Below are 24895 nucleotides of genomic sequence, written 5' to 3'. Positions count from 1 at the left end.
CGGCGACCGGGACCCCGTGACCCCCCATGAGAGCTGCGGCCCGTACCCCAGTCGGCGGGGGTACGGGCCGCCTCCTCGTCGGAGACCGCCCTAGGACGAGGCGCTGAGGCTCTGCCGGCGGGCCCGGGCGAGCGACATGGCATGTTCCACGACCCCGACGAGGACGTCCTTGACGGACTCCCGGTCGCGGGCGTCGCAGAGCAGCACCGGTACCCCGTCGTCGAGGTCGAGCGCGTCGCGCACGGTGACCACCGGGTGGCGGGCGGCGCCGTCGAAGCAGTTGACGGCGACGACGAAGGGGATGCCGCGCCGCTCGAAGTAGTCGATGGCGGCGAAGCAGTCGGCGAGCCGGCGGGTGTCGGCCAGCACGACGGCGCCCAGGGCGCCCTGGGCCAGTTCGTCCCAGAGGAACCAGAAGCGGTCCTGCCCGGGCGTGCCGAAGAGGTACAGCACCAGGTCCTCGCGGAGGGTGATGCGGCCGAAGTCCATGGCCACGGTGGTGGTGCTCTTGCCCTCCACTCCCCCGGTGTCGTCGATGCCGACACCGGGTTCGGAGAGCCGCTCCTCCGTCCGCAGCGGGCGGATCTCGCTGACCGCGCTGACCAGGGTGGTCTTGCCCACCCCGAAGCCGCCCGCGACCAGGATCTTCAGGGTCAGCGGCTCGACCGGCGAGACGGCGTGCATCGCACCGGTGCGGCTAGAGCGCCCGAAGGCCATCGATCACCTCACGCAGAATGGATTCATCGGGCAGTTCGGCCGGCGGCACCGGCCTGGTCACGTGGACCAGCTCCTCGTCGACGAGGTCGCCGATCAGGACCCGGACGACGCCGATGGCGAGGTCGAGTTCCGCGGCGAGTTCCGCGACCGACTGGGGGCGTTCCCGGCACAGCCCGAGGATGTGGGCGTGTTCCGGGGAGAGGGTCATGTCCCAGACCGGGTCGTCGGCCGCCGCCTCGGCGACGACGAGCGCGATCAGGTCGAGACGGTGCTGGGCGGCGTGGCTGGTCCGGCCGCGGGTCATGGCGTACGGGCGTACGACGGGACCCGCTTCGTCGTCGAACCAGTGCGGGTGGCCGGTCTCGGGCGTCGGACGTTCGGTCGTGGGGTGGTCCTGGCCTGGATCGCTCATGCCGTCCGTCTCACCCTCCGGCTGGCTGCCCGGAGCGCGGGGCGGTCGCCAGGTGGTCGCCCACGCGCTTGACCATGAGCGTCATCTCGTACGCGACCTGGCCGACGTCGGAGTCGGAGTCGGAGAGCACGGCCAGGCAGCTGCCGTCGCCGGCGGCCATGACGAACAGGAAGGCCTCGTCGAGCTCGACCACGGTCTGGCGGACCCGCCCGGAGTCGAAGTGGCGGCCGACGCCCTTGGCGAGGCTGTGGAAGCCGGAGGCCACGGCGGCCAGGTGCTCGCTGTCCTCGCGGGTCAGGTCCTTGGAGCTGCCCGTCGGCAGGCCGTCGCCGGAGAGGACCACCGCCTTGCGGATGCTGCCGACCTTGTCGACGAGTTCGTCGAGGAGCCAGTTGAGCGGGCCGGAGCCGCGGCCCCTGGTGTCGTTTCCGGTCTGCGGTGCGGTCATCGACCGTCCCCTTCGTTCTCGTGCGCGGGACCGGCGCCGGAGCGGCCGGCCTCGGTCTCGGACTGCTGCTGTGCGTGCTGCTCGCGGCCCGCCGTCCAGCCTCGCTGGAGGGCCGACATGCGCGTGCGTACGTCCTCCGCGTCCCGGTCGGTCACCGGTTCCGCGGGGGACTGCGCCGCGGCGGGTGCCGGGGCGTTCTTGAGCTGGGGTGCGAGGTTCGCCTGGCGGACCCGGCGGGGCAGGCCGCCCGGGCCGGATGCGGGGGCGGCCTCGGCGGGGGCCGGGCGCGGCTGGGCGGGGGTCTGCGCGGCCGCCTGCGCGGGGGCCTTGACGGGGGCCGGGCGCGGCTCCACCCGGCGGCCGTGCTCGGCGACCAGGGTGGGCGTGGGGCGCCGCCGGGGCAGCGGGACGGGGCCGCCGCCGGTGCGGGGGCCGTCGGGGCGGGCGGACTCGGGGCGCGGGCGTTCGGTGCGGACCGGGCCGGTGGGGGCCAGGGGCTCCCGCTCGCGGTCGCGGTCGCGGTCGCGCTTCCAAGGGCCGCGTTCGCCGTGGGCGCGGCCGGCCAGGGGCCGGTCCGAGGAGCCGGTGCCGAGCAGGGAGCTGCGCGGAATGCCCCCGGGCGGGGTCTCGTCGTCGAGGCTGGCCATGGGCGGGCGGCCGCCGACGCCGGTGAGGCCGGCGATGCCGGTGGCGGCCTCGTCGAGTCCGGCGGGGTCGTCGAGGCCGTCCAGGCCGTCGATGCCGAGGAGGCCGAGGGGGCCCTCCAGTTCGACCGGGCCGTTGAGCACTCCGGCGGGCAGCGGGCGGGCCGACGGGGCGCGGTCGATGGCGGTCGGTCCGGGGCGCGCGGAACTCTTGGCTCCGGCGCTGGTCCTGACGCCGCGGACGCCCTTGACGGCATCGAGGCGGATGCCGGTGCCGTTGGTGTCGGGGGCCTCGGTGAGGAGGTCCGCCGGGAGGAAGACCACCGCGGTGGTGCCTCCGTAGGGGCTGGGCTGGAGGACGACCTTGACGTTGTGGCGGCGCGCGAGGCGGCTGACCACGAACAGGCCGAGGCGGTCGGTGTCGGAGAGTTCGAACTCGGGGGTCTCGGCGATCCGGAGGTTGGCGTCGAGCAGCGCCTCCGGGTTCATGCCGAGGCCGCGGTCGTGGATCTCCAGGGTGAAGCCGTTGGCGACGCGCTCGCCGTGGACCTGGACGGCGGTGTGCGGGGGCGAGAACACCGTGGCGTTCTCCAGGAGTTCGGCGACGAGGTGGGTGACGTCGGCGACGGCCGGGCCCTCGATGCCGATGCGGGGCAGGCGCCGCACCTCGATGCGCTCGTAGTCCTCGACCTCGGCGACGGCGGCCCGGACGACGTCCATCAGCTGGACGGGCTTGCGCCACTGGCGGGAGGGCGCGGCGCCGGAGAGGATCACCAGGCCTTCGGCGTGGCGGCGCATGCGGGTGGTCATGTGGTCGAGGCGGAAGAGGTCGGCGAGTTCCTCGGTGTCCTCGGTGCGGCGCTCCATGGTGTCGAGGAGGGTCAGCTGGCGGTGCAGCAGCACCTGGTTGCGGCGGGCGAGGTTGACGAAGACCTCGGAGACCCCGCGGCGCAGCTCGGCCTGCTTGACGGCGGCCTCGACGGCGGCGCGCTGGAGGCTGTTGAGGGCCAGGCCGACCTGGCCGACCTCGTCCTTCTCGAACTCCAGGCGGGGCGCCTCGGTCTCCACGTCGACGGTCTCGCCGGCGGCGAGGCGGCGCATCACGCTGGGCAGCCGGACGCCGGAGGCCTCGTGGGCGTCCTTGCGGAGCCGGGAGAGGTCGCGGATGAGGTCGCGGCCGATGCGGACGGACATCACGAGGGAGAAGACGAGGGCGATGAAGCCGAGGACGCCGGCGACCGCGGCCTGGACGAGGACGCCGACCGCGACGGGCTCGACGCGCTTCTGGTAGCGGTCGCCCGCGGCGGTGCCCATGGTGGCGAGGTCGCCGAGGGCCTTGCTCGCGGCCTCGTCCCACTGGGCCGGGGTGACGCGGGGGTTCTTGCCGGCACCGCCGGTGATGAACCGTTCCTCCGCGTCGCGCAGGGCCTTGGTCTGCGCGCCGTTCCAGTACTGCTCGAAGAGCTTGCGGTCGTCGGCGGGCAGGATCGCGAGGTTGAACTCGTACAGCAGGCCGCGGTTGGCGGCGAGGTCGGAGACGTGCCGGACGTCGGTGGCGGCGACGTTGCCGGCGGCGAGGGCGGAGGCGATGACCGCGTCCTCGCGGGAGAGGGCCTCGCGGGCGCGGGTGATGCCGACGAGGGCGCGGCCCTGCTTGTCCATCTCGACGTCCTCCAGCGCGTGGAGGTTCATCAGGAACTCGTAGCAGGGGTCGACGAGCCGGTTGTAGAGGTCCAGGGCCTGGCGGGGGTTGACGGCGCCCTGGTCGACGGAGCGGCGCAGCGCGGTGATGCCCTGGAGGGCTTCGAGGATCGACTTCAGGCGCTGGCGGGTCTGCGGGCCGAGTTCGTCGGAGACCTCGGGGTCGAGGGCGTTCGCGGTGATGGAGCGGACCATCGTGTCGGTCGCGGTGCGGCTCTTGGTGAGCTCGGCGGTGGCGGCGGACTCGCGGGGGTCGCCGAGGACGACCAGGGTCTGGCGGCGTTCCTTCTGGACGACGCGTACGACGTCCTCCATCGGGTAGCCGACCTTTTTGATGACGTACGCGACGTCGAGCAGCTGCACTGCCTGGCGGCCGGTGATGACCGTCGAGAAGCCCCAGAGGGCGGTCAGGGAGACGAGCGGCACCAGGAGCAACGCCACGATCTTCCGGCGGATGGACTTCCCGCGAAAGCGCATGGCCTCCCCAGCCTCCCCCAGCTCAACCCCGTTGTCAGAGGTCGGTGTTCCGTCATTTAAACGGCGTGAGCCTACTACTGCCACGGAGCGGCTTCGCAGGGGTGTCCGGACGTTTTCGGCCTGCCTTCCGGACGAAGATCACCAGTTGTCCGACACTTCCGGTCAAGTCAGGCCCGATATGTGGCAGATGACACTTGGTGGGGCGTCAGCTCCCTTGTTCGGATGGATGGCTGGAATTATGTGTTCCGGGTCCGGTATACGGAACTCTCCGGGTGGTTCCGATCGTCTGACAGACAGGGCGGTGCGGAGCGGGTGGCGCGGGCGCGCAGGGCGGACGCGGGGCGGGGAGTGAGCGGACGATGAAGATGTACGACGAGGACGGTACGGCGGAGGAGGCTCCGGGACGGGGCCTGTGGGTGGAGGAGCCGGCCCGGCGGCGGCGCATGCCTGATCCGGTGCGGTCCTCGGCGGTGCGGGCGGTTCTGATCGTGGCCGTGACGCTGACGCAGGCCACGATCACCTTCTTCCTCGCGCTCACCGGGTCCTGGCTGGCGTTTCCGATGATGCTCATCGGCATAGCGGCGACGATCGTGGCCACCTGGGCGGTGCTGGACGTGTGGATCACCCGGCAGATGTGGAACCAGCGGCACGGCGTCCTGTCGGAGCCGAGCAGCGCGGCGCGCGAGCCGTGGCGGGGCCGCATACCGGGCGGCGAGGGCCACCTCACGGCGCCGGGCCGGGGCTGAGCCCCAGGCACCGGGCCGGGGGGCTCAGCCCCGGCCCGGGAGGGGCGTGCGCCAGCCGGGACGGGGGCGCGGGTCAGGCCGGGACGGGGGCGTGCGCCAGCCGGGACGGGGGCGCGGGTCAGGCCGGGACGGGGGCGTGCGTCAGGCCGGGACGCCGGTTGCCGCGCGGCGGAACATCCGGGTCGCCGTGATCTCCCCGTGGATCGTCTCGCCCTCGGGCGACTGCTGGGGCAGGCCCGGGCGCAGGTGTTCCTCGACGCTGATGTACTTCAGGCCCGCGCGCAGGTCCGCGTCGTTGCGCAGCCGGATGACCAGCGGGAACTCCGCGAGGGCCGTGGTGTCGAAGAGACCGGTGGTGTAAAGCAGCTGGACTCCGAGCGCGTCCGAGACGGCCCTCTGGAGCTCCAGCAGGTAGGTGGCGTTCGCGCGCCCGATCGGGTTGTCCAGGAACAGGGTGCCCGCGTGGCGGTGCTTGTCGCGGCCCCGGTCGTTGCTGCGGAGCGCGGCCATCGTGCAGTAGAGGGCGATGGCGGCGGTGAGCAGCTGGCCGCCGGAGAAGACGTCGCCCATCTGCCCGACGGGGACGCGTTCGGCGCGCAGGACCGCGTCCGGCTTGAGGATCTCGACCGCGATGCCCTTGGGCTCCAGGGCCGCCTGGACCCCGCGCAGCAGCAGGGACATGCCGTCGCGGCGGCCTTCGCCGAAGGCGGCGTTCTTCTTGACGGCCGTGCGGGTGGCCTCGTCGATGACCTCGCCGAGGCGTTCGGTGAGGGTGGCCTGGTCGGGTTCCTCGAAGCGGATCCGCAGGAACTCCTGCCCCGACCACTCCCCGAGGCCCTCGGGGAGCTGGGACAGGCGCTGGGCGGAGCGGAGCGTGGCCAGGGCCGATTCCACCAGGCCGCGCAGCCGGTCGACGATGCTGTCCCGGTTGCGTTCCAGCTGGGCCAGCTCATCGGTCAGGACGCGCAGGCGCGGGGCGAAGGCCGCCGCCCAGGCGGCGGCGTGCTCGGGCAGGGCGGAGGCGGGCAGCTCCCGGATCTGCTGGCGCGCGGGTGTCCGTACCTGCTCGTAGCGGTTGGCGTTGGCGTGGCGGACCAGGACGTCGCCGGCCTCGCGCACCGCGGACTCGGCGGCGGAGAGGTCGGCGGCGCAGGCGCGCAGGGAGCGCCGGGCCTCGGCGGCGGACTGACGGGCCTCCTCCAGGGTGCCGGGGTGGGCCACCGGCTCCTGCTCGTCCTCCGGGTGGGTGTGGTCGCGCAGCAGGTCCCGCAGCAGCGCGGCGGTCTCGTCGAAGCCGCCCGCGCCGTCCTCGGCGGCGCGGTGGGCGCGCAGCAGGTCGGCGTGGGCCGCGCGGGCGGACTCCACGGCGGCGGAGTGCGCGGCGAGCTGGGCGGTGGCGGTGCGCAGCAGGCCCTGGGCCTGCTCGACGTCGGCCGGGACCAGCTCCTCGGGCAGCTCGGTGTGCGCGTCGCCCTCGGCGGGGGCGTGCCGTTCGGCTTCGCCGCGCAGCCGGCCGAGCTGTTCGCTCGCGGTGGAGGCGCGGGACTCCAGCATCTGCACGAGGGCTTCTGCGCGTGCGGCGGCGGCCTGCCGGGAGGGGCCGTCGGCCCCGTCGGTGCCCTCCAGGAGCTGGGCGGCGCGGGTGCGGACCTTGTTGGTGAGCCGGTCGAGTTCGGCGAGGGCGGCGCTCTCGTCGCCTTCGGCCCGGGCCTGCTCGGCGCGCAGGTCGGCGCCGACGCCGACCTTCTCGTAGACCTGGGAGGCGGTGCGGTAGGCCTCGCGGAGGTCGGGCAGCGGCGCCTTGGCGCTGCCGTCGTCCTCGGGGAGCGGGTCGGGGGCTCCGGCGATCTCGGCGCGTTCGGCGCGCAGGGCGCGGGCGGTGCGGCGGGCGTCGTCGGCGGCCCGCTGGGCTGCGCGGCGGTCCTCGTCGGCGGCGCGGGCGCGGTCCAGGCAGGCCTCGGCGCGGGCCTCGGACTCGGCGGCCTCGTCCGCGAGTTCCCGGACCCGGGCCTGCCAGCCGGAGCGTTCGCGCAGACGGTGGGCGAGGCCGGCGAGGGCGTCGGCCGCCCGGCGGGCGCGCTGGGCGGCGTCCTGGCGCTCGTCGCGGACGCGGGCCGCGTCGGCGGCGGCCTCGTCCGCCTCGGCGCGTACGGTACGGGCCTCCGCGAGCTCGGCGTCGGCCTCCTCGGCGAAGTCCCGGGCGGCGGCGGCCTGCTGCGCGAGCTCGGCGAGCCGGCCGGCCGGGCAGCCGGTGCGCCAGGAGGCGAGGCGGGCGGCGAGCTCGCGGTCGCCTGCGAGGCGGGCGGCCAGTTCCCGGATCTCGCTGTCACGTGCGGTGGCCCGGGCGCGCAGCGCCTGGCGCTCCTCGTCGGCGGCGTGCTCGTCGTGCATGGCGGGGTTCGGCGAGACGATGAAGACGCTGGACACGGCGGAATCGGCGTCCACGGGCGTGGCCGGCGCCAGGAGGGCGGCGGCCGTGCCGACCGCGACGGTGGAGCGGGGCAGCAGGGCGGCGCCGGAGAGCACCTCGCGGGCCCGGGCGTGGGTGTCGGGGTCGGTGATGACGACGCCGTCGACGAGCTCGGGGCGGGCCGCGAGGACGGCGGCGTGGTCGGCGGGGTCGACGGCCTGGGCGAGGTAGCGCCAGCCCGGCAGGGCCGGGATGCCGTGCTCGCCGAGGTACTCGACGGTGGCCAGGACGTCGGGGCCGGGCGGCAGCAGGCCCCCGTCGCCGAGGGCGCCGAGGATGCGGGCGTCGTCGGCGGCGGCGGTGCGCAGCTCGAACAGGTGGCGTTCGGCGGCGGCGACGGTGTCGCCGAGCAGTTCGCGGAGGGTGTCGGCGTTGCGGTCGAGGTCCTCGGCCGAGAGCCGTCCGGCGGCGGTGGTGGCGCCGGGCTGGGCCGCGCCCTGCGCGCCGCCGTGCGCCGGCACGGGCTGCCCGGGCGCGTGGTCGGCGGAGCCGGGGGCGGCCGGCCCGCCGCCGGCCGTCTGCCGGGCTCCGGCTGGCGTACCAGGTGCTGCGGCGGCGGCTGCGGTTTCGGCGGCCCGGCCTTCACGCGGGTGCGGGAGGAACGTCTCGGGGACCGACGGGAGGCCGAGCAGCTCCGCCAGGCGCGGGGACGCGGCCAGCGCGTCGGCGGCGCGGTGCTCGGCCGCGTGGGCGGCCTCCGCCGCGTCGGCGGCGTCGGCGGCGCGGGCGGCGGTGAGTTCGGCGCGGGACTCCGCGGAGGCGGCCTCGCGTGCGGCCTCGGCGGCACTGCGGGCGGCTTCGCGGGACTCGTCCCAGGCGGCCACGGCGGTCTTCTCGGCGTCGCTGGCTGCGAGCGCGGCGCGGGCCGGGTCGGCGTCGGGCGCGGTGTCGTCGAGCCAGCCGGCGCGGACGGCGTCGGCGGTCTCCTGCTCGACCTCGGCGAGGCGGGTGCGCAGGTGCTCGGCCTCGCTGCGGGCGCGCTGGGCCGCGGTGGCGGCGGCGGTGGCGTCGCGGTGGGCGCTCTCGCCGACGGCCTGGAGCTCGGCGGAACGCTCCTCCTCCTCGTTGGCGGCCCGCTCGCCCTGCTCGGCGGCGGTGTGCAGGGCCCGTACGAGCTCGGCGGCGGCCGTGGCGCGGGCGGCCAGCGCGGGGGCGGCGTCGCGTTCGGCCTCGCGGATCGCGGCGGCCACGCGGGTGGAGCGGTCGGCGGCGGCACGGTGGCGCAGCACGGTCTCGGCGGCCTGCCACGCGGCGTGCAGGGTGCGGGCTTCGAGGAGCTCGCGGCGCTGGGCGGCGGCGGCCCTGTCGGCGACGGTCAGGGCCAGGGAGGCGTGCCGGTAGGCGAGTTCGGCGGAGACGGCGGCGCTGCGGGCGCGCTGGGACTCGGCCGAGGTGACCTCGTGGGCGGCGCCGGTGACGCGCTGGGCGAGGTCTGCGGCGCGGCCGCGTTCCTCGGTGGCGCGGGCGGACAGCCGGCGGGCGAGGGTGCGCGTGCGGCGCTCGGCGCCGGCGTGGACGTCGCGCAGCCGGGAGCGGGTCCCGGCGGCTTCCACGATCCGGTTGAGCAGCTCCACCGAGCCGGCGGTGAAATCGCGTTCGGCCATGAGCTCGGCGCGGCGTCCGAGCTTGTTGCCGAAGCCGTGGACCAGGTCGGCGAGGCCGTCGGTGTCGCGGGTGTCGGTGACCGCGCGCAGCAGGAGGTCCGTGAAGTCGGAGTCCTTCTTGACCGCGAAGAGGCCGGCGGCCTCACCCTCGTCGGCGTTCATCTCGCGCTGGTAGCGGAAGAGTTCGGGGTCGAGGCCGAGTTCGGTGAGGTGCTCGTTCCAGCGGTCGTGGATCTCCTCCCAGTACACCTCCAGGTGCGGGTACGCCTTGCCGGCCTCGGTGATCGCGTCGCGGAAGCCCTTCATGGTGCGGCGGCGGCCCTGGGCGCCGGAGGCTCCCTCGACGGGCGGGCGGACGGCGGTGGCCTCGGCGACGGGGAGGTTGTCCAGGCTCAGGCCCGGGCCGGGACGGAAGGAGTACCAGGCCTCGGCGAACTTGCGGGGATCGTTGGAGACCTGGCGGCCGCGCCACTCGCTGACCTTGCCGACGACGACGCACTCGCCGGTCTGGGTGTGCTGCCACTCCAGGGCGACGTGCCCGCAGTCGTCGGCGAGCAGGAACTTGCGCAGGACGCCGGAGCTGGCGCCGCCGAGGGTGTTGCGGTGGCCGGGGAGCATCACCGAGAAGATCAGCTTGAGCAGGACGGACTTGCCGCCGCCGTTCTCCAGGAAGAGCACGCCGGCGGGCGCGGGCCGCCGGGGCGGTCCGGTGGGCTCCTCCTCGAAGAACTCCGCCTGGGTGGGCGCCGGATGGGGCACCGGCTCGCCGACTCCGCGCAGGTCGAGCACGGTGTCGGCGTAGCGCGCGCCGGCGGGCCCGATGGAGTAGAGGCGGATCCGGGACAGCTCGTACATGGCGGCGGACTCTCGTTGCTTCTCGGTGTGTCTCGTCAGGGAGGACGGGGGCGGGGGGCTCAGGCGTGGAAGGGCAGGCCGGCGTCGGCCGCGAGCTCCAGGTCGTCGCCCTCGGGCGGCGGCAGGAGGGTGGCGGAGCCGTCGCTGACGGGGACCACGCCGAGTTCCAGGAGTTCGGCCATGGCCGCCGTGCCCGCCATGTCGCGGACCTGGAGCTGGTAGCGGGGGGTGGTGCGGTAGGTGCCGCCCGCGTCGTCTCCGGTGCGCTGGAGGAACCCGGAGTCGGTGAGGAAGGCGGCGGCCTTGCCGACGATGCCGGTGGTGGAGCCGGCGAGGCGGCGGGCGTCCTTGGTGGCGCCGGTCGCGCTGCGGCGGGCGTAGACCCGCCAGGCGGCTTCCAGGCCGGGAGCGTCGGAGGCGGGGTCGGTGTTCTCGCCGAGCTCCTCGGCGCGCTCTTCGAGGCGGCGGCAGGTCTGCCGGACGAAGGCGTCGACTCCGTTGACGGTGACGCGGCCGATGTAGCCGTCGTCGGCGAGGTCCTCGGGGCGGGGGAAGGCGAGGGCGGCCACGGCGAGGTGGGCGAGGCCGTGGAGGAAGCGGTCGCCGCCGTCGGCGGAGGTGCGGCGGGCGTAGTCGCCCATGCGGACGGCGAAGACGGAGTCCTCGTCGGCGGCGACGGCCATCCCGGCGCGGGGGGACACCTCCAGGACGACGAGCCCGAGGCCGGTGGCGACGGCGTCGGCGAGCCGTCCGAAGCCGGGGTCCTCGCGGTAGCGGCGCAGCAGCTCGGCGTACTCGGCGTCACGGGCGGGCTGCAGCTTGGGCTGGAGCCCGAAGCCGACGAGCCGGGCCGCGTCGGCGGCGTCGGCCGGGGTGAGGGACCCTCCGGGGGCGGGGGCGGCGGGCGCGACGGGAGCCGACGGCGTGTCGGTCTCGCTCCACGCGGGGTGCCGCTCGCTCCACGCGGGGTGCTCGGCGTGGTGGTCGCTCACGGGTGGGTCTCCTCGGTGGTGCGGGGGTTCCGGGTACGGGTCCGGCTGGGGTGCGCGGCCGCGTCGGCCGACGCGGCGGGGTGATGGGCCCGCGGGGCGGGCGGGCCCGTCCGGGCATGGGGCGGCGGCGCGTGCCCCGCACCGGGCGCGGCGTGGGCCCGTCCGGGCGAGCCCGCGGGCGCGGTCATGCCGACTCCGAGCGGTCGGCGGCCATGCCCGCCGCGTCCAGGAGTGCCGTGCCGACGATCAGGTCGGCGCCGCCGAACTCCGGGTCGTCGAGCCGTGTGCCGTCGTCCACCGCGAACAGCAGCCGCTCCTCGCCCTGTCGGTACGCCGTGCCGACGGCCGGGCTCGCCGCGTGGACGGCCAGCAGGGCCACCAGGTACGGCAGGTCGGGGTCCTCGCGGCGGGCCTCGGCGAGCAGGCCGGAGAGCCGGCGCGGGGCGTCGTGCGGCAGGTCCAGGAGCCGGGTCGCGGCGGCGAGCTGCTCCTCGCTGAAGCGGCTGTCGTCCGGGGTGGCGATGAGGTCCGGCTCGGGCATCTCGGCTCCGAGGTGCTCGCGCTCCACGGGCGGGGTGAGGAGGATGTCCACCAGGTCGGCGATCCGCACGGAGACGGGGGTGCGCAGTCCGGTGCCGGCGGCGAAGAAGGCGTCGGTGACCCGGGTGGCCTGGTGCACGGGGAGCGGCAGCAGGGGGGCGACGAGCTGGCCGTACAGGTCGATCCCGGAGCGCGGGGCGGGCGCGGCGAAGGCCTGGCGGTCCTGCTCGGCGCGGAAGAGCGGGCCGGCGTCCAGCAGCCGCGACTGGAGCTGGGTGTGGCGGCGGATGCAGTCCTTGACGATGTCGACGAGCTCGGCGGCGCGGCGCTTGTTCTCGGGGTCCTCGGCCTCGTCGCGGGCCTTGCGGATGTTGGTGAGGATCGCGTTCTCGTGCCGGTAGCGGTCGGCGACGTGGTCGAGGGCCTCCGCGATCATGTCCGGGACGGCCTGGAGCCAGTCCACGGCGCGGACGTTGCGCCGGGTGGCGTCGAGGGTGCGGCGCAGGGTCTCGGCGTACTGGACCGTCCGGTAGCGGGCCTGCTCGGCGGCGAGCTGGGCGTCGGCCAGCCGGCCCCGGCTGATCAGCACCTCCAGCTTGACCTCGGCGGCGATCTGGGCGCTGGTGACGTCCGTGTCGAGGGCACCGACGAGGACGTTGACCGCCTCGTCGGTGGTGCGCAGGTACACCGCGCCGCCGTGGCCGGGGACCTCTTCGACCAGCTTGAAGTCGTAGTCCCGGCGGACGTACACCCCGTCGGGGCCGAAGGTGCCGTAGATGGCGCGGAAGCCCCGGTCCACGCTGCCGACGTTGATCAGGTTCTCCAGGACCCACCGGGCGACCCGCTCGTGCTCGGCGGCCGGCCGCTCGGGGGCCTGCGCGGCGACGCGCGGCAGCAGCCGGACCACTATCTGCTCGTGGTCGGCGCCGGTGTCGAAGTCCATGTTGAGGGTGACCAGGTCGATCGCGGACAGCGCGACCTCCGCCATCGCGTAGACCCCGTACTCGCCGGCCAGGTTGGCCTTGCGGACGTCGAGGTCGTGGAGCGGGGCGGTGCAGGCCAGGGCGCGGAGCCGCCGGGCGAGGCCCTCGTCGGCGGCCGGGCCCGGCGCCGGGGACGGAAGGGGTTTCGCCGGGGCTGGGAGAGTCACGACGGAAAGAGTAGGCGGTGTCACGGACAACAACCCAAACGGCACGGTTTCCGCCGGACCGTCCCCGGCGAGGGGCGGATCGGCGCGGCCGGGCGGCGCGGGGCTGCTCTACGCTCACCGCATGGCTTCCATGATCACACCTCTGATCGACCTGAACGCCGACCTCGGCGAGGGCTTCGGACGCTGGACGCTGACCGACGACGCGGCCCTGCTGTCGGTGGTCACGAGCGCCAACGTGGCCTGCGGGTTCCACGCGGGCGATCCCTCGATCATGCGCCGGGTCTGCGGGCTGGCCGCCGAGCGGGGCGTGCGGATCGGGGCGCAGGTCTCCTACCGGGACCTGGCCGGCTTCGGGCGGCGGTCGATGGACGTGCCGGCCGGGGAGCTGGCGGCCGAGGTGGCCTACCAGATCGGGGCCCTGGAGGTGTTCGCGCGGGCGGCCGGATCCCGGGTGTCGTACGTGAAGCCTCACGGTGCGCTGTACAACCGCACCGTGCACGACGCGGACCAGGCCGCGGCCGTCGTCGCCGGGGTCCGGCTGGCCGCCGGTGAGGCCGGGCTCCCGGTCCTCGGCCTGCCCGGGTCGCTGCTGCTCGCGGCCGCCGGGGACGCCGGGCTGGAGGCCGTGCCGGAGGCCTTCGCGGACCGTGCGTACACCCCGCTCGGCACCCTGGTCCCGCGCGGGGAGCCGGGGGCGGTGCTGCACGATCCGGACGCCGTGGTCGGGCGGGCCGTGCGGATGGCCGCCGAGCGGACGGTGACGGCCTCGGACGGCTCCCCGGTGGCGGTGCCCGCGCGCTCGCTGTGCCTGCACGGGGACACCCCGGGGGCGGCGGTGCTGGCCCGGCGGGTGCGGGAGGCGCTGGAGGGGGCCGGGGTGCGGGTGGAGGCCTTCGCGTGAGGTCCCTGGTCGTGGGGCGGGAGGCCCTGCTGGTCGAGGTGGATTCCGCAGGGGAGGTGGCCGCGCTCCACGCCGAGCTGCTGCGCCGGCGGGACGCGGGCGAGCTGGGGGGCGTACGGGAGGTCGTGCCGGCCGCGCGGACCGTACTGCTGGACGGCGTACGGGAGCCGGGCGTGCTGGCGGAGCGGATCGCGCGCTGGGAGGTGCCGCCGCTCGCGGAGACCGAGGGGCCGCTGGTCACCGTCCCGGTGCGGTACGACGGCCCGGACCTGGCGGAGGTGGCGGGCGCCTGGGGCGTCGCGGAGCGGGAGGTCGCGGGGCTGGTCGGGGGGATCGTCTTCCGGGTGGCCTTCTGCGGGTTCGCGCCCGGCTTCGGCTACCTGACGGGGCTGCCCGAGCGGCTGTGGCTGCCCCGGCGGGCGACGCCCCGCACGGCGGTGCCGGCGGGGTCGCTGGCGCTGGCCGGGGAGTACGCGGGGGTCTACCCGCGCTCCTCGCCCGGCGGCTGGCAGCTGATCGGGTCGACCGGCGCGGTGCTGTGGGACCCGGCGCGGGAGCCGGCCGCGCTGTTCGCGCCCGGCGTGCGGGTGCGGTTCGTCGAGGAGGCGGGGGCGTGAGCGCGGGCGTGAACGGGGGCGCCGGCGGGCTGCTGGTGCTGCGGGCGGGCGCGCTGACCACCGTCCAGGACCTGGGCCGGCCCGGGTACGCGCACCTGGGCGTCCCCCGGTCGGGGGCGCTGGACACGGCCGCGCACGCCCTGGCCAACCGGCTCGTCGGCAACCCGGCGGGGGCCGCCACCCTGGAGACCACCCTCGACGGCGTGCGGCTGCGCGCACTGGCCCCGGTGACGGTGGCGGTGACGGGCGCTCCCTGTGCCGTACGCGTCTGCGGGCGCCCGGTGGCCTGGGGTGCGCCGGTGTGGCTGCGCGCGGGGGCGGAGCTGGACGTGGGCCGGGCGGAGTCCGGGCTGCGCGGCTACGTCGCGGTGCGGGGAGGCATCGCTGCGCCGGCGGTGCTGGGGAGCCGCGCGACGGACCTGCTGTCGGGGCTCGGGCCGCCGGTGGTGGCGGCCGGGGCGGTGCTGCCGGTGGGCGCGCCGGGCCCGGATCCGGTGCCGGGGGCGGACGCCGTGGCGCCCCCCGGCCCGCCGACGTCGGAACTGGTGCTCCCGCTGCGGCTCGGCCCGCGGGCCGACTGGTTCACGGCGGCTTCGCTGGCCGCGCTGCTGTCCTCGGCCTACCGGGTGTCCCCGGTGTCGAACCGGATCGGCCTGCGGACGGAAGGGGGCCCGGCGCTGGCCCGCGCCCGGGGCGGGGAGCTGCCGAGCGAGGGCATGGTGCTGGGGGCGGTGCAGGTGCCGCCGGACGGGCTGCCGGTGGTGTTCCTGGCCGACCATCCCGTGACGGGCGGCTACCCCGTGGTGGGGGTGGTCCCGCCGGGCCCCGCCCTCGACGCCGCCGCGCAGGCCCGCCCCGGGCTCCGGCTGCGGTTCGTCCCTTACTGAGGCGCCGCTCCTTCTTCACGCGCCGCTCACACCGCTGCGTCGGCCTCCGGCCGTGGGCCGGCCGGGCGGGGTCGGTGCCCGTGGCGGGGGCCGGTGGGTCGGGTGCGGCGGTGGGCCGCTGCGCAGGGCTGGGGTCCCCTGCCCGCCCTTCGCCCGTTCCCCGGGCTGCGCCAGGACCCCTCGGGGGGGCTCCCCCCCCCCACCCCCGCGCCTCAAACGCCGGCGGGGCTGGATTTCAAGCAGCGACATTCCAGCCCGCGCAGCGGCGGCCCGCCCACACCGGGTACCCCGCACCCGGCCGGGCAGCACCCGCGCCCACCGCGTCCGGCGGCGGAGCCCCGGGACCGGGGCAGAGCCCCGGGGGCTACACCGCCGATTCCGGGGTGATGCGGCTGCGGACCGCCGACTGGACGTCTTCCTCCTCCGCCGGGTCCGCCGCCAGGCGGCGCAGGCGGGGGGCGACGCGGGCGTCGGCGGTCTCGGCGTGGCGGGCCGCGACCTCGCGGGTGGTCTCCTCGCAGTCCCAGAGGCACTCGACGGCGAAGCCCGCCGCGAAGGTGGGGTCGGTGGCGGCCAGGGCGCGGGCCGCGCGCCCGCGCAGGTGGGAGGAGGCCGTCTCGCGGTAGACGTGGCGCAGGACCGGGGCCGCGCAGCCGATGGAGAGCCGGCCCGCTCCGTCGACCAGGGCGAAGAGGCGGACCGAGTCCGGGCCCGAGCCGCGGACGGTGTTGCGGAGGGCTCCGAGGACCAGCGCGGCGTCGTCGGCCCCGCCGAGGGCGGCGAGGAGGGCGGCGGCGGCCGCTCCGAGGGCGTCGGGGCGGTGGACCCACAGGCGGGCCCGTTCGACGGCGGCGGGGCCGCACATGCGCTCGTACGCGGCCACGGCGGGTTCGTCGCCGGCGGCTTCGATGAGGTCGAGGACGGCCGGGTTCTCCGGTTCGGCGAGGACCAGGTAGTGCAGGGCGGTGGCCCGGGCGGCTTCGCCGCAGGCTCCGGCGGCGGCCGCGAGGATGGCGGGGCGGTCCTCGGGTGCGGCCACGGCGGCGAGGCAGCGCGCCGCGGGCACGTGCAGGGGGGTGCCCCGGCGCAGCCCGTCGGCGGCCCAGTCGAAGACGGCCTGGACGCCCCAGCCGGGACGGGGGCCGCTGGGGGTCATCTGGCGCTGCCAGCGGTCGAAGGAGCCCTGCCGGCGGGCCGCGCGCAGGCGTTCCGCGTAGGCGGGCAGTTCCTCCCACAGGGCCCACGGGCGGGGCTCGTAGGCGTCGCGGACGGCGGCGGCCAGCCGCGCCTCGCCGTCGGCGGTGGCCGGGAAGCGGGCGAGGACGGGGGCGGCGAGGGAGCGCAGTCCGGCGTCGTCGTCGCGCAGGGCGAGTTCGTCGAGGGCCCAGGCCCAGTTGGCCCCCGAGGCCGCGTAGCGGCGCAGCAGCATGAGGGCGTCGTCGCGGCCGTACGAGGCCAGGTGGCCGAGGACGGACAGGGCGAGGCCCGTCCGGTGGTCCTCTTCGTCGACGAGGTCGTCGGCGCTGAAGAGGTGGGCCTCGATCTCGCCGAGGGGGCCGTCGAGGTCCAGGTACAGGCGTGCGTAGTACAGGGAGCGGTTCTCGACCTGCCAGTCCTGGCGCGGGTCGCTGAGCACGCACTGGTTGAGTGCCGCGAGGGCCTCCGGCCTGGGCGCGGCGAGGGCGTGCAGCGTGCCGTCGCCGCGGCCCCGCTGGAGGAGCCCGAGCAGGGTGCCGCTCGGCGCTATGACTGGTTCGAACATGGGAATGGCCTCAAATCAAGCTGGGGACGCGACCGGGAATCGGGATTCACAGAGCCGCGTAACAGCATGTGAGGACGTCCGCCGTCTGGTTCCGCTCGATGTAGACCATTGCCTTCTCACTCTCGTCGGTGCTTCGCGACCACGGCGGCCGGTGCGGCAGGGGTGGGTGTGGACACCCTTCGTGTCCAGCCCGCTCCTGCCCGTCCGTCATGTCCGCGAATCGAATCCGACGCCATGATGACCCAGGCGGTTTGTGCGCCGCGACCACATTTAAGGGCGCCGTGACCAAGCCGTGAGGTGGCGGGGCCGTCCGTGCCGGGCGGCGCACGGGAAAAAGCGGACTACTCGGCTCCGAAGAGTTCCAGCAGGTCGGTCTTGTTGAACATGCGGGCGGTGTCGACGGCGGAGGGCGTTCCGGCGGCGGGGTCGGCACCGCCGGCGAGCAGCGCGCGGATGACGGCCTCCTCACCCTTGAAGACGGCCCCGGCGAGGGGGGTCTGGCCGCGGTCGTTGGCGCGGTCGGCCTCGGCCCCGTGCTCCAGCAGGACGGTGACGGCCTCGGCGTGGCCGTGGTAGGCGGCGAGCATGACGAGGGTGTCGCCGCGGTCGTTGGTGAGATTGGCCGGAACTCCGGCGTCCAGGTAGGCGGCCAGCATCGCGGCCTCACCCTGACGGGCGAGGTCGAAGATCTTGCCGGCCAGTTCGACGACGTCCTCGTCGGGGGCGTCCTGCTGCTCGCTCATCGGTCGTACCGCCTTTCGTTCTCCGGCTCGCCGGGCCGTGGGCCCCTCCCGCCTCCGGAAGGAGTTTCCCCAGGCCGGGAGGGCAGCGCGGGGCACGGCGCCGCGTCCGTACGGGTGAATCGCCAGGGTAGCGCCCGCTGCGGCACATGACGGGGCCGGTCCGAGGCAAGGATGCCTGGCGTCGGCACCGCCGACACCCAGGGCGCCGGGCGCGCCAGCCGAGAGCGTCCGGTCAAGTGAAAAAAGCCAGGATTCACCCGTATGCACCTTTTATCGCATTGATACTTCCTGTGAGCCTGGAACAACTGATGGTGACCGTAACCACCCACCAGGAGCCTCGACTCATCAGGAGTACGTCACATGGTCCTGTCCATCTCAGGTGTCGTCCTGCTCGGCATCATCTGCTTCCTGTTCTTCAAGAAGGACGGGATGAAGCTCACGCACGCGTTCGTCTGCGCGCTCTTCGGCTTCTTCCTGGCCGGCTCCGCCATCGCCCCGAGCATCACGGCCAGTACGGCCAGCCTCGCGAGCCTGCTCGGCGGGATCAAGCTCTAGCCCCGCCCGGATCCGGCCCGTACGGCCCACGATCGGGCCCGCGGCCTCGGCCCCTGGGTTCCCGCCCAGCCCGCAGCGCCCGGGCCCTGACGCCACAGTCCCGCACCACCACGACTCCAGGAGACGACCGTGGCCCGGCGCCCACTCCCCCGCATCCTCAGCAGCGGCAGCGCGTCGCTCACCCGGGGCCGCGACCTCGCCCGCACGGCTGCCGACAACGCCACCGACGTGCTCCACCCGCTGATCGTCATCGGACGCGGACTGCGCGTCCTGGCCTCCGCCGGGCGGCGCAGATGGGCCGCGACCCCGAAGGACAAGCGCGGTCCGGCGCTGTTCCTCGGGGCCGCCTGCGTGCTCGTGGTCGCGATCGTCCCCTACGGCCCCCTCGCCGCCCTGATCACCGTCATGGCGGCGGCCGCCTGGCACGGACGCGACCGCTCCCCGGCCGCGTCCGGGCCGGGCGACGCCGAGGCCGAACGGCTGCGCTCGCTGTACGAGGCGCTCGTGCCGTACTTCTCGGCGCCGGAGGACCCCAGCCCGCTGTTCGCGCACGGCGGGGCCTGGGAGGAGGCCTTCAGCGGATACGAGTTCGACGAGGCGGGCCGCGTCAGCCGGCTGCGCATCCGCTACCCGGCCTACTTCACCGACGGCGAGACCGCCTCCCGGGCCCGGATCGAGGCCCTGCTGCACGCCAAGTCCGGGCGCGGCCGGGAGTACCTCTTCGACTGGGACGAGGAGGGCAACCAGCTCGACCTGCGGGTGCTGGCGGCGCTGCCCACCGACATCGCCGCCCAGCCCTTCGTGACCTCCCCGGGCGAGACCGTCCTCGGCTTCACCGATCCCGGCGGCGTGCGGCGCACCGTGCCCGTGCTGGAGGGCGAGGAGCCGGCCGACGTGCCGCCCGTCATCTGGCGGACCGGCCCCCGCTCCGCCGAACCGCACCTGCTGGCCGTCGGCCAGCCCGGCAGCGGCACCTCCACCCTGCTGCGCTCGATCGCCCTCCAGGCCCTGCGCCAGGGCGGCGACGTGATGATCGTCGAGGGCGGCGGCAGCGGCGAGTACGCCTGCCTGACCGGCCGCGCCGGGGTCCTCGCCGTCGAATGCGGCCCCAGCGGGGCGCTGGCCACCGTCGAGTGGGCCGCGCACGAGACCGAGCGGCGCCTGATCGCCACGCACCGGGCGCGCGAGGCGGGGCGCCCGGCGCCCGAGGACTCGCGGCGGCCGCTGTGGATCCTGCTCGACCGGCCCAGCGTGCTCGCGCACCTGGCGGCGGCCGACGGGCGTCCCGATCCCCTCGCCCAGCTCCAGGTTCCGCTGCGGCACGGACGCGCCGCGCACGTCACCGTCGTGGTCGCCGAGCACTTCGACCACCTGGAACTGCTGAACGACGCCGTCTGGCAGCACACCCGCGCCCGGGTCGTGCTCGGGCCGGCCCCCGTCCAGCAGGTCGCCGACGTGCTGGGGCTGCCCCCGCACACCACCCCGCCCCCGCAGCTGCCGCCGGGCCGGGGGTACGCGCGGCTCGGCACGGGTCCCGTGCACCGGCTCCAGGTGCCCGCCACCCCGGACCCGTACGACGACGCCTCGCACCCCGCGTACCGCCAGGCGGTGCTGGACCTGCTGCCCGAGCGGCAGGCACCCGGCCCGGTCGGCGCGGGCCCGGCGGCCCCGTCCAGGCCGCTCCAGGTGCAGCCGCAGCCCTCCTCGATCGACGCCTCGGAGATCCCGGAGGTCCCCGCCGAGACGCCGTAGGCCGCCCTCCCCGCGCCCGCCCGGGCTACGCGACGAAGGTGCGCGGCGGCTCCGCCCCGCTGCCGCCCGCTCCGGTGGCGACCAGCCGGGCCGCCGCCGCCAGGCGGGCGGCGGCCTCCTCGGCCACCGGCCCGCCGACCGTGAACGGCAGCCGGACGTAGCCCTCGAAGGCCCCGTCCACCCCGAACCGGGGCCCCGAGGGGACGCGGACGCCGACCCGCTCCCCCACCTCGGCCAGCCGGGACCCGGACAGCCCGCCCGCCCGGGCCCACAGGGTGAGCCCGCCGTCCGGCACCTCGAACTCCCAGTCGGGCAGTTCCCGGCGCACCGCCGCGACGAGCGCGTCCCGGTTGTCCCGGGCCTGGCCGCGGCGCATCCCGACGGCCTCCTCCCAGCCCCCGGTCCGCATCAGCCAGTTCACCGCGAGCTGCTCGAGCACCGGCGTCCCGAGGTCGGCGTACGCCCGCGCCGCGACCAGGCTGCGGATGATGTCGGGGGCCGCCCGGACCCAGCCGATCCGCATCCCCGCCCAGAAGGCCTTGCTGGCGGAGCCGACGGTGATCACGGTGGACCCCGCGGGGTCGAACGAACAGACCGGGCGGGGCATCGCGAGGTCCGGGTCCAGCTGGAGTTCCGCCATGGTCTCGTCGGCGATCAGCACGGTGCCCGCGGACCGGGCCGCCTCGACCATCGCCCGGCGCTTGTCCTCGGAGGCCAGGGCCCCGGTCGGGTTGTGGAAGTCGGCGACGACGTAGGCGAGGCGGGGGGCGGAGTCGCGCAGCACCTGCCGCCACACGTCCATGTCCCAGCCGGTCAGCCCCGTCCCCATCGCGACGGGCACCAGGCGGGCCCCGGCGGCGCGCATCAGCTGGAGGATGTTGGCGTAGGAGGGCGACTCCACGGCGATCCGCTCGCCCCGGCCCGCGAAGAGGCTGCAGATGGCGTCTATGGCGCCCATCGCCCCGGTCGTCACCATGATCTGCTCGGGCATGGTCGGGATGCCCCGCTCGGTGTAGCGGTCGGCGAGCATCCGGCGCAGGGCCGGCAGGCCCGCCGGGTAGTCCCCGTGGGTGTGCGCGTAGGGCGGGAGTTCCTCCAGGGCGCCCTGGACGGCCTTGGTCAGCCAGGGTTCGGGGGCCGGGAGGGCGGCGCAGCCGAGGTCGATCATCGAGCCGAGGGACTCGGGCGGCAGCGGCTCCAGGCCGCGCGCCGGGAGCGGGTTCCCGGCCGGTACGGAGGTCCAGCTGCCCGCGCCCCGGCGGGATTCCAGGAAGCCCTCCCCGCGCAGTGCCTCGTAGGCGGCGGCGACGGTGGTGCGGCTCAGCGCCAGGGCCACGGCCAGCTCCCGTTCGGCGGGCAGCCGGGCGGCGACGGGCACGCGGCCCTCCAGGACGAGCAGCCGGATGCCGTCGGCCAGGGTGCGGTACGCGGGGGCCTTGCGGGCACCGGGCGGCGCGGGCCGGTCCTGCTGGGAGCCGATGAGCCGGGCGAGCTGCGCGGCACCGACCGCTGAGGTCCACTGAGCCATGGCGTCCGGTCCACCTTCGTCGAATTGGCCCCGTCGAGCGGGTTCCGGGGCCGGTATTGGATTGGTTCCGCCCAAGACTTTCATGCCGCGGTCCCTTCCGGCCAGGGGGGTGACTCAGGGGCCCTCGGGAGCGTCCGGAACACGGGCGTTCACCCCGCGGCCACGTCCCCGCTCCCGTGCCGCTCCCGTGGGCCGGAACGCAGGGGGCATACTTCCGCCGTGACCCACGTACGCCACCGGCACCCCTACCTCGACCACCCGGCTCCGATCCCCTTCGCCCACCGGGGCGGGGCCGCGGACGGCCTGGAGAACACCGCGGCCGCCTTCCGCAGGGCCGCGGGGGCGGGCTACCGGTACTTCGAGACCGACGTGCACGCGACGGCGGACGGGAAGCTGGTGGCCTTCCACGACGCCACCCTGGACCGGGTCACCGACACGAGCGGCAGGATCCGGGAGCTGCCCTGGAGCCGGGTGCGGGAGGCCCGGGTGGCCGGGACCGAGCCGCTGGCGCTCTTCGAGGACCTGCTGGAGGAGTTCCCCGACGCCCGCTGGAACGTGGACCTGAAGGACGAGTCGGCCCTGCACCCGCTGGTGAACCTGATCGCCCGGGCCAGGCTCTGGGACCGGGTGTGCGTGGGCTCCTTCTCGGAGAGCCGGGCGGCCCGGGCGCAGAAGATCGCCGGGCCCCGGCTGGCGACCTCGTACGGGGTGCGCGGGGTGGTCGGGCTGCGGCTGCGCTCCTTCGCGATCCCGGCGGCCCTGCGGGTGGGGGCCGTGGCCGCTCAGGTCCCGGAGACCCAGGCGGGCATCCGGGTGGTCGACCGGCGCTTCGTACGGACCGCGCACGAGCGGGGACTCCAGGTGCACGTGTGGACCGTAAACGAACCGGAACGCATGGAGGCTCTCCTCGACCTGGGTGTCGATGGCATCATGACCGACCGGATCGACATCTTGCGCACGGTGCTGGACCGGCGCGGAGCCTGGGCCTGACACGGCCGGGCCGCCGCGCGGGCGCCCCGGGACCGCGCGGTACGGGGACCAGCGAGGGGGCTCTCGAATGAGCGCGCAGACAACGGACGGGGCGGAGCCCGGGGCCGAGGACGGCAGACCGTCCGCCGCGGCGGACGCCGCGCGCAAGCGCGAACAGCGCGGGTGGTACTTCTACGACTTCGCCGTGTCGGTGTACTCGGCGAGCGTGCTGACGGTGTTCCTGGGCCCCTATCTGACCTCGGTGGCCAAGGCCGCCGCGGACGCCGAGGGCTACGTGCACCCGCTGGGCATCCCGGTGCGGGCCGGTTCCTTCTTCGCGTACTCGGTGTCGGCCTCGGTGATCCTCGCCGTGCTGCTGATGCCCCTGGCGGGGGCGGTCGCGGACCGGACGGGGCGCAAGAAGCCGCTGCTGGCGGTGGCCGCGTACACGGGTGCCACGGCGACGGCGGGCATGTTCTTCCTCGGCGGTGAGCGCTACCTGCTGGGCGGGTTCCTGCTGGTCGTCGCGAACGCGTCCCTGTCGGTGTCGATGGTGCTCTACAACGCCTACCTGCCGCAGATCTCCACCCCGGACGAGCGGGACACGGTCTCCTCGCGGGGCTGGGCCTTCGGGTACACGGCGGGCTCGCTGATGCTCGTGATGAACCTCGCGCTCTACCTGGGCCACGACACCTTCGGCCTCTCCGAGAGCGAGGCGGTACGGGTCTGCCTCGCCTCGGCGGGCCTGTGGTGGGGGGCCTTCGCCCTGATCCCGCTGCGCCGGCTGCGGGACCGGGCCGTGGTCCGGGAGGGGGGCGGGGCGCCGGCCGTGAGCGGCTGGAAGCAGCTGGTGGCCACCTTCAAGGACATGCGGCGCTATCCGCTCACCCTGTCCTTCCTGCTGGCGTACCTGATCTACAACGACGGAGTGCAGACCGTGATCTCCCAGGCCTCGGTCTACGGCTCGGAGGAGCTGGAGCTGGAGCAGGGCACGCTGATCGGCGCGGTGCTGCTGGTCCAGGTGCTGGCGGTGGCGGGCGCGCTGGGGATGGGCCGGCTGGCGCGGACGTACGGGGCCAAGCGGACGATCCTCGGGTCGCTGGCGGCGTGGGCGCTGACGCTGGCGGCGGGGTACTTCCTGCCGGCCAAGACGCCGGTGTGGTTCTTCGCACTGGCCGCGATGATCGGGCTGGTGCTGGGCGGCAGCCAGGCGCTGTCGCGCTCGCTGTTCTCGCACCTGGTGCCGCCGGGCAAGGAGGCCGAGTACTTCTCCGCGTACGAGATGAGCGACCGGGGGCTGAGCTGGGTGGGACCGCTGGTCTTCGGCCTGACGTACCAGGTCACGGGCAGCTACCGGGACGCGATCATCTCGCTGGTGGTCTTCTTCGCACTGGGTTTCGTGCTGCTGGCGAGGGTGCCGGTGCGGCGCGCGGTGGAGGCGGCGGGCAATCCTGTTCCCGTACGCCTCTGAAGCGCGGATCGGGGCCCGGGCGGGCCCGGATCCGGCCCGTCCGCCGCCCGTCGAAAACCCGGACTCACGAACGAATACCGAACGAATTTCGACGTTGCGGCAAAGGGCCGGTAGTGTACGCCTTTGGCCTGCCAGGCGGACCGTTACTGCGCGCTGAAGAAGTGTAGACGTTGGGTGACATCTGCTGCCAGATGTGACAAAACGGGCACTGGTGGGTACAACAAGGGGCGGCACGACGGGCGACGCATGACCCGGAGCGGGAATCTATACCGCCGACCGGACGTTGACCGGATGACGACGACAGCGACACCTGTCCTGTGGGCGACAAGCCCGGGAGGCACGATTCATGAGTGAGCGAGCTCTCCGCGGTACGCGGCTCGTGGTTACCAGCTACGAGACGGACCGCGGCATCGATCTGGCCCCGCGCCAGGCGGTGGAGTACGCATGCCAGAACGGACATCGATTTGAGATGCCGTTCTCGGTTGAGGCAGAGATTCCGCCGGAGTGGGAGTGCAAGGCGTGCGGCGCCATGGCACTCCTGGTGGACGGGGACGGGCCCGAAGAGAAGAAGGGCAAGCCTGCGCGAACGCACTGGGACATGCTCATGGAGCGGCGCACCCGCGAGGAGCTGGAGGAGGTGCTGGCCGAGAGGCTGGCGGTCCTGCGTTCCGGCGCCATGAACATTGCCGTGCATCCGCGCGACAGCCGCAAGTCCGCCTGACCCGCGGACACAGCGCAGTAGCCGAGGGGCCCCGCCACTGACGTGGCGGGGCCCCTCGGCGTCGTCGGTGCGTCTTCGCCGGCTCCGGGGGCACGGCCGGGGGCCCTGGAGGGGCCCCACACGGCCCCCGGGCGGACGCTAGGTGTATTGATCACGAGCGTTGTTGACACTCGGCAGGTCTTGAACATGACGAAGACCTCCGGTGTGGTGGGAGCTGTCTAGGAACTCACCGC

19 protein-coding genes are annotated in these 24895 nt (G+C 75.2%); 9 read left to right on the top strand and 10 right to left on the bottom strand.

What is annotated here, in order from left to right; all coding sequences use genetic code 11:
- Positions 1-90 precede the first annotated feature (90 nt).
- The 4 genes from AC069X_RS35690 to AC069X_RS35675 are packed head-to-tail and all read right to left on the bottom strand — an operon-like array spanning position 91 to position 4399.
- On the bottom strand, positions 91-717 hold the full coding sequence (locus AC069X_RS35690) for a GTP-binding protein (protein WP_478735449.1): 627 nt from the start codon (positions 715-717) through the stop codon (positions 91-93).
- A complete protein-coding gene (locus tag AC069X_RS35685; RefSeq protein ID WP_478735447.1) occupies positions 698-1129 on the bottom strand; it encodes a DUF742 domain-containing protein in 432 nt (143 codons plus the stop codon). The genes AC069X_RS35690 and AC069X_RS35685 overlap by 20 nt, the downstream gene beginning before the upstream one ends.
- 10 nt (positions 1130-1139) lie before the next feature.
- Positions 1140-1577, bottom strand: a complete 438-nt coding sequence (locus AC069X_RS35680; RefSeq protein ID WP_050779556.1) for a roadblock/LC7 domain-containing protein — start codon at positions 1575-1577, stop codon at positions 1140-1142.
- On the bottom strand, positions 1574-4399 hold the full coding sequence (locus AC069X_RS35675) for a sensor histidine kinase (protein WP_478735445.1): 2826 nt from the start codon (positions 4397-4399) through the stop codon (positions 1574-1576). The genes AC069X_RS35680 and AC069X_RS35675 overlap by 4 nt, the downstream gene beginning before the upstream one ends.
- Before the next feature lie 359 nt (positions 4400-4758).
- On the opposite strand from AC069X_RS35675, the gene AC069X_RS35670 reads away from it, so the two are divergent.
- Positions 4759-5145 carry a hypothetical protein gene (locus AC069X_RS35670; RefSeq protein WP_478735443.1) on the top strand — a complete coding sequence of 129 codons (387 nt, stop codon included), beginning with the start codon at positions 4759-4761 and terminating at the stop codon, positions 5143-5145.
- A gap of 141 nt (positions 5146-5286) precedes the next feature.
- Here AC069X_RS35670 and AC069X_RS35665 read toward each other — a convergent pair whose 3' ends face one another.
- The 3 genes from AC069X_RS35665 to AC069X_RS35655 form a co-directional block, all read right to left on the bottom strand.
- Positions 5287-10074, bottom strand: coding sequence for a hypothetical protein (locus AC069X_RS35665; protein WP_478735441.1), 4788 nt, complete (start codon positions 10072-10074; stop codon positions 5287-5289).
- Positions 10075-10133: 59 nt separating this feature from the next.
- Positions 10134-11066, bottom strand: coding sequence for a hypothetical protein (locus AC069X_RS35660; RefSeq protein WP_478735440.1), 933 nt, complete (start codon positions 11064-11066; stop codon positions 10134-10136).
- 184 nt (positions 11067-11250) lie between these two features.
- Complete coding sequence (locus AC069X_RS35655) at positions 11251-12756, bottom strand: hypothetical protein (RefSeq protein ID WP_478735438.1); 1506 nt, start codon at positions 12754-12756, stop codon at positions 11251-11253.
- A 121-nt stretch (positions 12757-12877) separates the two neighbouring features.
- Here AC069X_RS35655 and AC069X_RS35650 point away from each other — a divergent pair, with 121 nt between their 5' ends.
- Genes AC069X_RS35650 through AC069X_RS35640 form a run of 3 tightly spaced genes read left to right on the top strand, consistent with a single transcriptional unit; the run spans position 12878 to position 15161 of the window.
- Positions 12878-13657, top strand: a complete 780-nt coding sequence (locus AC069X_RS35650) for a LamB/YcsF family protein (protein WP_478735436.1) — start codon at positions 12878-12880, stop codon at positions 13655-13657.
- Positions 13654-14274, top strand: coding sequence for a 5-oxoprolinase subunit B family protein (locus tag AC069X_RS35645; RefSeq protein ID WP_478735435.1), 621 nt, complete (start codon positions 13654-13656; stop codon positions 14272-14274). The genes AC069X_RS35650 and AC069X_RS35645 overlap by 4 nt, the downstream gene beginning before the upstream one ends.
- Complete coding sequence (locus AC069X_RS35640; RefSeq protein WP_478735433.1) at positions 14271-15161, top strand: 5-oxoprolinase subunit C family protein; 891 nt, start codon at positions 14271-14273, stop codon at positions 15159-15161. The genes AC069X_RS35645 and AC069X_RS35640 overlap by 4 nt, the downstream gene beginning before the upstream one ends.
- Before the next feature lie 364 nt (positions 15162-15525).
- Here the strand turns inward: AC069X_RS35640 and AC069X_RS35635 are convergent, their stop codons facing one another.
- Positions 15526-16923 carry a HEAT repeat domain-containing protein gene (locus tag AC069X_RS35635; protein ID WP_478735431.1) on the bottom strand — a complete coding sequence of 466 codons (1398 nt, stop codon included), beginning with the start codon at positions 16921-16923 and terminating at the stop codon, positions 15526-15528.
- Positions 16924-17264: 341 nt separating this feature from the next.
- Positions 17265-17666: an ankyrin repeat domain-containing protein gene (locus tag AC069X_RS35630; RefSeq protein ID WP_478735429.1), complete on the bottom strand. Its 402-nt coding sequence runs from the start codon at positions 17664-17666 to the stop codon at positions 17265-17267.
- 360 nt (positions 17667-18026) lie between these two features.
- On the opposite strand from AC069X_RS35630, the gene AC069X_RS35625 reads away from it, so the two are divergent.
- Both AC069X_RS35625 and AC069X_RS35620 read left to right on the top strand, forming a co-directional pair.
- On the top strand, positions 18027-18221 hold the full coding sequence (locus tag AC069X_RS35625; RefSeq protein WP_007262923.1) for a hypothetical protein: 195 nt from the start codon (positions 18027-18029) through the stop codon (positions 18219-18221).
- 129 nt (positions 18222-18350) lie between these two features.
- Complete coding sequence (locus AC069X_RS35620; RefSeq protein ID WP_478735427.1) at positions 18351-19973, top strand: hypothetical protein; 1623 nt, start codon at positions 18351-18353, stop codon at positions 19971-19973.
- Positions 19974-19998: 25 nt separating this feature from the next.
- On the opposite strand, the gene AC069X_RS35615 is transcribed toward AC069X_RS35620, so the two are convergent.
- Positions 19999-21501 carry an SCO1417 family PLP biosynthesis transcription factor gene (locus AC069X_RS35615; RefSeq protein WP_478735425.1) on the bottom strand — a complete coding sequence of 501 codons (1503 nt, stop codon included), beginning with the start codon at positions 21499-21501 and terminating at the stop codon, positions 19999-20001.
- A 219-nt stretch (positions 21502-21720) separates the two neighbouring features.
- On the opposite strand from AC069X_RS35615, the gene AC069X_RS35610 reads away from it, so the two are divergent.
- From AC069X_RS35610 to AC069X_RS35600, 3 genes are all read left to right on the top strand, one after another.
- Positions 21721-22491: a glycerophosphodiester phosphodiesterase family protein gene (locus AC069X_RS35610; RefSeq protein WP_478735423.1), complete on the top strand. Its 771-nt coding sequence runs from the start codon at positions 21721-21723 to the stop codon at positions 22489-22491.
- Positions 22492-22558: 67 nt separating this feature from the next.
- Positions 22559-23941, top strand: coding sequence for an MFS transporter (locus AC069X_RS35605; protein WP_478735421.1), 1383 nt, complete (start codon positions 22559-22561; stop codon positions 23939-23941).
- Between the two features lie 346 nt (positions 23942-24287).
- Positions 24288-24662: an RNA polymerase-binding protein RbpA gene (locus AC069X_RS35600; protein WP_007262928.1), complete on the top strand. Its 375-nt coding sequence runs from the start codon at positions 24288-24290 to the stop codon at positions 24660-24662.
- Positions 24663-24895 lie beyond the last annotated feature (233 nt).

Source organism: Streptomyces sp. NPDC043896 (genome assembly GCF_056435605.1).
The sequence above is the reverse complement of the archived record's forward strand: the minus strand, read 5'-3'. Positions and strand labels throughout refer to the sequence as shown.